6 protein-coding genes are annotated in these 6,376 nt (G+C 44.4%); 2 read left to right on the forward strand and 4 right to left on the reverse strand.

Annotated elements, in window-relative coordinates; genetic code table 11:
- Positions 1 to 9 precede the first annotated feature (9 nt).
- Positions 10 to 396 (reverse strand): tautomerase family protein, encoded by a 387-nt coding sequence (locus L693_RS0112385; protein ID WP_025717517.1) that lies wholly within the window; start codon positions 394 to 396, stop codon positions 10 to 12.
- Positions 397 to 507: 111 nt separating this feature from the next.
- Here L693_RS0112385 and L693_RS0112390 point away from each other — a divergent pair, with 111 nt between their 5' ends.
- Positions 508 to 1,398 (forward strand): LysR family transcriptional regulator, encoded by an 891-nt coding sequence (locus tag L693_RS0112390; RefSeq protein ID WP_025717518.1) that lies wholly within the window; start codon positions 508 to 510, stop codon positions 1,396 to 1,398.
- A gap of 133 nt (positions 1,399 to 1,531) precedes the next feature.
- Here L693_RS0112390 and L693_RS0112395 read toward each other — a convergent pair whose 3' ends face one another.
- The 3 genes from L693_RS0112395 to L693_RS0112405 form a co-directional block, all read right to left on the reverse strand.
- Positions 1,532 to 3,460, reverse strand: a complete 1,929-nt coding sequence (locus L693_RS0112395) for a PTS fructose transporter subunit IIABC (protein WP_025717519.1) — start codon at positions 3,458 to 3,460, stop codon at positions 1,532 to 1,534.
- Positions 3,461 to 3,527: 67 nt separating this feature from the next.
- Entirely contained in the window at positions 3,528 to 4,439 is a 912-nt protein-coding gene (gene pfkB, locus L693_RS0112400) for a 1-phosphofructokinase (protein WP_025717520.1), read from the reverse strand.
- A gap of 2 nt (positions 4,440 to 4,441) precedes the next feature.
- A complete protein-coding gene (locus tag L693_RS0112405; RefSeq protein WP_025717521.1) occupies positions 4,442 to 5,188 on the reverse strand; it encodes a DeoR/GlpR family DNA-binding transcription regulator in 747 nt (248 codons plus the stop codon).
- A gap of 487 nt (positions 5,189 to 5,675) precedes the next feature.
- Between L693_RS0112405 and L693_RS0112410 the strand changes: the two genes are divergently transcribed.
- The coding region (locus L693_RS0112410; protein WP_025717522.1) for a Crp/Fnr family transcriptional regulator at positions 5,676 to 6,376 on the forward strand (701 nt) is incomplete at its 3' end.

Raw genomic sequence — 6,376 nt, forward strand, 5'->3', positions numbered from 1 at the left:
AGTTTTCAGCTATAAAATCATCTGGGCAAGTCCGTTGCCAAAGGACCAATTTTCAAATTCAGTCTCCACCAGTGTTACAAATACATCCTCCTGCCTAATCTTACATTCAATAGATAAGAGCTCGGCTAGCCTGTGGTAAAAACTCTTTTTTTGCTCCGTAGTTCTACCCGATCCCATTGTAATTTGGATATACAACAGCTTGTCTGTTCTGGGTACATTCAAATAATCCGGGCTATAATAAAACTCGCTTTGCTTATGAGCATGAAAAACCTGAAAGTAATCCTTTTCCGGTACCTGAAAATGCTCAATCAGGGCCTTCAAAATACAGCAGCTAATGCAGGGCAGCTCTTGCTCTGTGTATTGCTGCTCCATGTAACCTACGCGTACAAATGGCATGTTCATCTCTCCTATCCATTGGAATAAGATGATTGTACTCCTTCTATCTTTATCTGTATAATTGAAAATAATCATAATTAAATTCATTTTTGTCGATGGAGATGGATATGCATGGATCTGAAGGAGCTAACTACATTTCGTACCATTATCGAAGAAGGAACTTTCTCAAAAGCTGCTGCCAAATTAAACTACGCGCAGTCTACAGTCACAAACCAAATCCAGAGGCTCGAGAAAGAGCTGGGATTTCAGCTTTTTAAAAGAGGTTGGGATGCGGAATTAACGGCCTCAGGCAAAGTGTATGCAGAAGAGGTAGATGGGCTTATTCAGCATTGGAATTATGTGCTGGACCAGGCCAAATCTCTGAAAAAGGAGGAAGTCGGCACGCTCCATATCGGTGTGATTGAAACGGTAGCGGCTACCATACTCCCCTTGGTTCTACAGCGGTTTCGGGAGCATAAGCCGAATATTACGTGCCATTTTACAGTTGGAAACACGGATACGCTCTCGAACGCTCTGATGGACCATACGCTGGATTTTGCAATCTGCGGGGAACCTCACTCGATTCCCTCTTTACACTTTGAACCCATTTATCACGAACAAATCGCTTTTATCGTGTCCCGTAATCATCCCTTCGCAGCAAAAAGTGAGCTTCATCTGGAGGATTTGTATGAATACCCGCTTATAGCTGGAGGTAGAAGTTGCCTGTACTCTATGCGGCTGGAAAAAGAGTTTTCCCGCTTCCCGTCGATGCCGTTTTTGTATACCATCAGCCAAATTTCGTCTATACCCTCATTCGTAAAAACAATCTCTTCAGTTGGAGTGGTTTTATCGTCACTACCTTTGCCGAATGAACTGGTCACCATCCCCCTCCAACTAAAAGACCCGAATATTCCCATTGGAATATTACAGAACAACCAGGATCAGCAATATATGTCTTCAGCCCGAAAGCTGTTTATGCAGCTGGTTAAGGAGCAATGGTCAGTCCAGACTGCCCAGGTCTAATTAAACCGGATTTTTTATGGGGGATACAAGCCAGTTCCCGAACCCAAATCAACATCAAAAAAACCGCTAAACACATCGTTTACATGTGTTTAGCGGTTTTACGTTTATGAAGAGGGAAATGTGTTGATGCCAGTTATTTCGCTTCGAGCGTTTTTTTCCACAGTCCCAGAATGAGTGCAGATATCACGGAGCCAATCGCCACTGCAAGCAAGAACAGCAAAGCATGATTGGCAAGCGCTGCTACAAAAATGCCGCCATGTGGAGCTGGGAGATTGATTTTCCAGAACTGCGTCAGACCACCAGCAATCGCTGAACCCACAATACAAGAGGTTAAGACACGCAAAGGGTCAGCAGCTGCGAATGGAATTGCTCCTTCTGTAATAAAGGATAAACCGAGTACATAGTTCGTCAAACCAGATTTGCGCTCTTGCTCCGTAAATTTATTTTTGAAGAACGTCGAAGCCAAAGCGATCGCCAGCGGAGGTACCATACCGCCCGCCATAACAGCAGCCATCATAGCTCCGTTCGTGTTACCACTGGAAGTAAAGACACCGATTGAAAATGCATAAGCCGCTTTGTTGAAAGGTCCTCCCATGTCAATCGACATCATTCCACCCAGAATCAGACCCAAAATAACTGCATTGCCCGTACCCAAATTGTTCAGAACATTGACAAGCCATGTATTAATACCACCGAAAATCGGATCGAACAGGTAGAACATAATTGCACCAGTAATTAGAAGTCCGAATACCGGGTATAACAAGATTGGTTTTAAACCATCCAGCGCCTTCGGCAGACCTGACAAAGCTTTACGCAGAAGAATAACCACATAACCAGCCATGAAACCTGCTGCCAGACCGCCAAGGAAGCCTGCATTAGAGTTTACAGCCATCAGACCACCAACCATACCTGGCATCAGTGCCGGACGATCCCCAATACTCATCGCAATAAATCCGGCCAGTATCGGAATCAGAAAGTGGAACGCACCTGTTCCGCCGCCAATCGTTTGCAGCAGCTTAACGATTGGATTCTCTGCGCCCGCCATCTGTTCGAACAGGAAGGAGATGGCCAGCAAAATCCCGCCGCCTACAACGAACGGTAGCATATGAGAGATGCCGTTCATTAGATCCTTGTAAATTTTACTGCCGACACTGATTTTTTCTGCTTTCGTCTCCTCTGCGTTCCCCTTACCTTCACTACGATAGATTGGAGCATCGCCATTGAGCGCTTTGCGGATCAGCTCTTCAGGTTTACGAATACCGTCACTTACCGGTCTTTGCAATACAGGCTTACCGTCAAATCTGGCCATTTCAACCTTTTTGTCAGCAGCAACGATTACACCTTTGGCACGACGAATTTCATCCGCTGTCAGTACATTTTGCGCACCTTCCGAGCCATTCGTTTCTACCCGGATGTTTACACCCATCTCTGTTGCTTTCTTAATGAGAGCGTCTTCAGCCATAAACGTATGCGCAATACCTGTAGGACAGGCAGTCACCGCAACAACAAACTCGTCTGAATTCGGGTTACCAACGATAACGCCCGGCGTTTGCTGTGCTTTGGCAGCCTCTTTCTTCGCCTCTTTTGCTTCTTTAGCTGCTTCCTCTTCCGCTTGCTTCGCATCAAACAACCCTGATACTTCTTCCGGTGTTTGCGTTTTCATCAGCTTGTCGATGAAATCGGTATCAATTAGCAGCCGGGAAAGAGCTGCGAGTGTACGAAGATGTGTATTAGCTGCACCCTCTGGAGCTGCAATCATGAAAAACACTTTCGCAGGCTCGCCATCCAGCGATTCAAATTCTACGCCTTGGCTGCTCTTGGCGAACACTACAGTCGCTTCATTTACAGCTTTGGTCTTGGCATGCGGCATCGCAATGCCGCCACCAATTCCTGTGCTGGATTCTGCTTCGCGTTTGTAAATCATTTCTTTGAACAATACCCGGTCATTGATGCGGCCACTTGCTTCAAGACTGGTGATGAGTTCCTCAATCGCTCCGTCTTTTGTTGTTGCCTGCAAATCCATGATCATCGTTTCTTTAATCATCAGGTCTGTTATTCTCATTTTTCACACTCTCCTAAGTTCGGTCAGCGTGTGGACACACGCATAATAAGCTCATGATGTAGCGGGATTACCAATTTGAAATCGTAACTTGCGGCCGTAATTGTTCAATTTTCTCTCTAGTAGCCAGATCATCGGAGAACGCGGTTGCGCTTCCGGATGCCACTCCTGCACGGAATGCTTCGATCGGATCGCCAAGAAGAGCCAGCGTACCCACGAATCCAGCAATCATTGAATCACCTGCGCCTACAGAATTTTTAACCGTTCCTGCTGGTACATTTGCGTGATACACTTCCTCTGCCGTAATGAACAATGCCCCTTCTCCTGCCATGGAAATCAGTACATTTTTTGCACCTGCTTCCAGCAGCTTACGGCCGTAAGTAACGATCTCCTCCTTTGATTGAATGGTTACGCCAAACAATTCAGCCAGCTCATGGTGATTCGGCTTGACGAGCAGCGGCTTATGGACCAGTGCCTTCATCAGCGCTTCACCTGTGGTGTCGATGACGAATTCAGCCCCGGTTTGCTGGCATACGCTAATCAGTCGATCATAAAAGTCTCCTCCAAGTGACGGCGGAATACTTCCCGACAAGACAACAATGTCATTTTTCTGGAGACCCGACAGCTTTTGCACCAACGCATCCGCCTCATGCTCACAAATCTCAGGTCCCAAGCCGTTAATTTCCGTCTCATCGCCATGCTTGAGTTTAATGTTGATCCGTGTGTCATCCTCGATGATTACAAAATCAGTTTTAATGGATTCTTCCCGTAATGTATCGTTGATAAACCTGCCTGTGAATCCGCCGAGAAAGCCAATCGCCGTGCTGTCTGCTCCCAATTGGTTCAGTATCCGGGATACATTAATACCCTTGCCACCCGGCAATTTCAAATCTCGTTTCATCCGGTTCAAATCACCAAGCTTCAAATCGTCAACTTCCACGATATAATCAATAGAAGGGTTCAGCGTTACTGTATATATCATTGTTATCCCTCGATTATCTTAGTTTTCTGAGCAATGGATCGGCGTGAGCGTTCAGGCACCGATTCGGTAATAAGAATAGCTTCCTTGAGTTCGAACAGCTTGGCGAAGGTAACTTCTCCAATTTTACTGGAATCCGCCAACACATAAGTTTTGCCGGACAGCTGATGGGCTCGTCGCTTAATCAACGCCTCTTCAGGATCAGGAGTGGTAAACCCCATTTCCACATCTACCCCGTTCGTTCCCAGAAAGCACTTGTCGAATCGAAAATTGTCCAAATTCTGCAGAGCAATACTCCCGATTACGGCTTTGGTATGAATTTTCATCATCCCTCCCAGTAGATAGCTTCTGATTCGCTTGCTTACCAGTGCTTCTACGTGGGATAGGCCATTAGTCACGACCGTCACGTCTTTAGCTTCAATGTAAGGAATCATCGCCATCGTTGTTGTTCCCGCATCCAGATAAATACATTCGCCATCCAAAATTTCTTTGGCAGCTATACGGGCGACTAGATTTTTTTGTTGAACGTTTTTGAACGTTTTTTCTTCCATGCCAGGTTCCTGACTTTTTTGATTCAGCAAGGTTGCCCCGCCATGAATCCGCTTTAGCAACTGACGGCCTTCAAGATCTATCAAATCGCGCCGAATCGTTGACTCAGAAGCCCCCAACAGATCAGCTAATTCCTGCAATTTTACAACACCACATTTTTGTAAGCGCTGTATTATTAAATTGTATCTTTCTTCCGTCAGCATTTTCATTCCCCCAACTGTTCATATCGTACCACAAACCTCGTAAAAAACAATCATTTTTATTCAAAATAATTCAAAAAACTTCACCTCAAGTTCATTTTTTTACAAAATGGTGAATTCCTGCCCTGATCATCATGGTTGCGTTTACATTGTAAGGAAGGCTCATCCATTTTTATGTAAATTCATTCTTCTTACATAGGAATTCAGCAATAAACATTCATAAACATTCTGAAAGGACCCGCACCATTTTACCATGACTAAAAGCTGTTGCGAACAATTCGCAGATCATTGCCATTCCCTCGCTCTTTATGTATCTAATATTCATGATCTCTATTTTATACCAACCTCTCCTTTACATAAATCCGCCTGATTCCCTAAAATTCATGTACACTTTTATCCAAGCAGGTCAGCACCATAAGGTCAAAGCTCCCTGGAAAAGCTATAATTGTTTTATGATTCTATACGCCACAAGCGACGAAAAGGAGAATATATGAATAGCATTCAGTATCTATCCCAATTTAATTTGCTTCATAATCTCTCATTAGAAGATTTGGTTGAAATGGATCAAATGACCTCCATTACGACCCTACCGAAAAACACATTTATTCAAACCCCCGATACCTTCTCCTTCGGGCTTTATTTTGTGAAAAAGGGGAAGGTACGTCTTTACAAGCTGAATGCCGACGGGAAGCAATTTACTTTGGATATCCTCAGCGAGGGAAATGTATTTGGTGAAATGGATATGATTTCACTAGGGACACGGGATATGTACATAGAAACCATCGAAGAATGTGATATCTGCCGGATGGACAAAGACCGATTCGAGCATTTTTTAATCCAACATCCTCGATTCATGATGAATATGATCAAGGTGTTAAGCGATCGAATCTCAGGTATGAGCAGTTTGGCCCAGCATCTGGCTTTGGGAAATTTACAGGATAAAATTTTATATGTTCTTCAAAAATTAAGCGATCAATTTACCCTACAAAGTCATGGTGAGTATTACAAAATTGATTTCCCCCTGTCTCATCAGGAAATCGCGAATCTGGTCGGGGCCACCCGTGAGACTGTAACTACTGCTCTACAGGGGCTTGTCAAAGAAAAGATCATTAAAACCGGCTTTAAGACGATTTATATCCATCAAGACAAACTATCGTCTATCCTGAAAATATCACTCCGTAGAACACCTAA

The organism is Paenibacillus sp. 1-18 (genome assembly GCF_000520755.1).
GTDB classification, from domain to species: Bacteria; Bacillota; Bacilli; order Paenibacillales; family Paenibacillaceae; genus Paenibacillus; species Paenibacillus brasilensis.